The sequence below is a fragment of the Actinomadura logoneensis genome (assembly GCF_003428695.1).
Taxonomy (GTDB): domain Bacteria; phylum Actinomycetota; class Actinomycetes; order Streptosporangiales; family Streptosporangiaceae; genus Spirillospora; species Spirillospora logoneensis.
This window is the reverse complement of record NZ_QURH01000063.1, coordinates 1-2,348: the sequence shown is the minus strand read 5'-3', so window position 1 is coordinate 2,348 and position 2,348 is coordinate 1. Positions and strand designations below refer to the sequence as shown.

The window sequence follows — 2,348 nt, the reverse complement described above, 5'->3', positions numbered from 1 at the left end:
CACCGGCCGTCGAACGCCAGCACCGCGGTGACCGGGCGGCCCGCCGGGCCGCAGACCTTCAGCTCGATCCGGCGGAACCCGGCCGCGACCGCGGCCTCGGCGGTACCGTCGCCGCCGCCGGAGACCGGCAGCTCGACCACCGGCACGTCCGGGCGGGCCAGGTGCAGCCCGGCGGCGAGCCGCCGGGCCACCTCGACGGCGTCGAGCCCCCCCCGGAACCGGTCGGGCGCGAGCAGCACGTGGCCGCGCGGGGGAGGCTCGCCGGGGGGCTCGGGCAGGGACACGGGCAGCCACGCCTTTCACGCCGGGGGTCAGCGCTTCGGTAGGTTCCCTACCCCCTGCTCACGTCAGGACGCCACTATTTGACACCCAGCAGCTCCTCGATCGGGTGCAGACCGAAGTAGAGGAGGAAGACCAGCGCGATGACCCAGATCAGCCAGTGCGTCTCGCGGATCCTGCCGCGGGCCAGCTTGATCAGGGTGTAGGCGACCACGCCCGCGCCGATGCCGTTGGTGATGGAGTAGGTGAACGGCATGAACACGATGGTGAGGAACGCCGGGATCGCGATGTCCAGGTCCTCCCAGGTGACCTTTGCGACCTGCGTCATCATCAGCGCGCCGACCAGCACCAGGGCGGGCGCGGCGGCCTGCGCGGGGACGACCGCGGCGAGCGGCGTGAGGAACAGCGTGACCGCGAACAGCGCGCCGGTGGCGATGTTGGCCAGGCCGGTGCGGGCGCCCTCGCCGATGCCCGCCGCCGACTCCACGAACACGGTGTTGGCGGACGAGCTGGTCAGGCCGCCGAGCGCGGCGGACAGGCCGTCCATGGTGAGGATCCGGCCGAGGCCGGGGACCTCGCCCCTCTCGTTGACCAGGCCCGCCTCGTCCGACAGGCCGAGGATGGTGCCCATCGCGTCGAAGAACCCGGACAGCACCAGGGTGAACAGCACGACCAGCGCGGTGATGAACCCGGCGCGGCCGAAGCCGCCGAACACGTCCACGTTGAACAGCAGTCCGAAGTCCGGGGAGGCGACCAGCTTCTCCGGGACGTCCGGGACGACCACGCCCCAGCCCTCGGCGGGCACGTTGGCGTTGGCCTGGACGATCACGGCGAGGACGGTGGCGGCGACGATGCCGATGAGGATCGCGCCGGGCACCCGCCGCACGTAAAGGACGATCATGAGGACGAGCGCGACCGCGAACACCAGCGCGGGCCAGCCCATGAGCTTGCCGCCGGTGCCGAGCGCCAGCGGCGGGCTCATCGCGCTGGAGCTGATGAACTTGGCGTCGTAGAGGCCGACCAGGGCGATGAACGCGCCGATGCCGACCGCGATGGAGTGCTTGAGCGCGAGCGGGATCGCGTTCATGATCCGCTCCCGGACGCCGGTGAGCGCGAGCAGCACGATCACGATGCCCTCGATCACCACCAGGCCCATCGCCTGCGGCCAGGTCATCACCGGGGCGGCCTGGAACGCCACCACCGCGTTGATGCCGAGCCCGGAGGCCACCGCCATCGGGGCGTTCCCGACCAGGCCCATGATGATCGTCGCGATCGTCGCCGACAGCGCGGTCATGGTGGTGAGCTGCGGGATCGACAGCTGCGCGCCCGTGACGTCCTTCGCCCCGCCCAGGATGATCGGGTTGAGCAGGATGATGTAGGCCATCGCGAAGAACGTGGTGACGCCGCCGCGCAGCTCGCGGGCGACCGTCGAGCCGCGTCCGGTCAGGTCGAAACGGCGGTCCAGGAAGCCGCGCGGGCCGGGCGGCGGGGTGTCGTGGAGGGTGGCGTGGGACATCAGGCGTGCTCCGGTGCGGGGATCGGGGCTGGACGGATTTCGGTGCGCACAGAACAGCGCCTGTGGCCTGCACAGATTAGCCATACCGGTGTTACGTGCAGGTTACCGGACCGTCCCCTTGACAGCCCGGTTCCGCGCCGGATTCCTCCTGGTCAGGACGGTGGTGAGGGCCGGTGGCCCGGGGGGGGGGGGGGGGGGGGGGGGGGGGGGGGGGGGGGGGGGGGGGGGGGGGGGGGGGGGGGGGGGGGGGGGGGGGGGGGGGGGGCCGTCGCTCTGCCATGGTGGCCGGTGCGGTGGTGGTGAGCGCGGTGCGAGCCGGTCATGCCCCGCGGTAGGTCGAGTAGCCGAACGGGCCCAGCGCCAGCGGGATGTGGTGCGGCTGGCCCGCCTCCGTCACGAGGAAGATCACGGTGATCTCCGGGTAGTACGACCGGACGTCCCGGGCCGCGTAGTACCGGCCCGACCCGAACCGCATCCGGTACGTGCCCGGCGCCAGCCCGCCGGTGAGCCGCGCGGCGGGCGCCGCCGGGCCGGGGCCATCGCCGGGGCCCTC

3 protein-coding genes are annotated in these 2,348 nt (G+C 73.0%); all 3 read right to left on the bottom strand.

Annotation, left to right across the window (positions count from 1 at the left end):
* On the bottom strand, positions 1-284 hold a 284-nt coding region (locus DZF91_RS03120; RefSeq protein WP_235834046.1), incomplete at its 3' end, for a glycerate kinase.
* A gap of 74 nt (positions 285-358) precedes the next feature.
* A complete protein-coding gene (locus tag DZF91_RS03115; RefSeq protein ID WP_117355991.1) occupies positions 359-1,795 on the bottom strand; it encodes an NCS2 family permease in 1,437 nt (478 codons plus the stop codon).
* A 319-nt stretch (positions 1,796-2,114) separates the two neighbouring features.
* A partial coding sequence (locus DZF91_RS03110) for a hydroxyisourate hydrolase (protein WP_117355990.1) occupies positions 2,115-2,348 on the bottom strand: 234 nt, incomplete at its 5' end.